The 255-nt window shown below is 53.7% G+C and carries 1 rRNA gene; it reads right to left on the reverse strand.

The window, feature by feature from the left end:
- Positions 1-255: ribosomal RNA gene (locus QSJ95_RS32770) — 16S ribosomal RNA — on the reverse strand; the annotation flags it as partial.

Below are 255 nucleotides of genomic sequence, written 5' to 3' on the forward strand. Positions count from 1 at the left end.
TCCCCACGCTTTCGCACCTCAGTGTCAGTATCAGTCCAGGTGGTCGCCTTCGCCACTGGTGTTCCTTCCTATATCTACGCATTTCACCGCTACACAGGAAATTCCACCACCCTCTACCGTACTCTAGCCAGGCAGTTATGGATGCAGTTCCCAGGTTGAGCCCGGGGATTTCACATCCATCTTACCAAACCACCTACGCGCGCTTTACGCCCAGTAATTCCGATTAACGCTTGCACCCTTCGTATTACCGCGGCT

This window comes from Pseudomonas sp. NBRC 100443 (genome assembly GCF_030268185.1).
Lineage (GTDB): Bacteria > Pseudomonadota > Gammaproteobacteria > Pseudomonadales > Pseudomonadaceae > Pseudomonas > Pseudomonas citronellolis.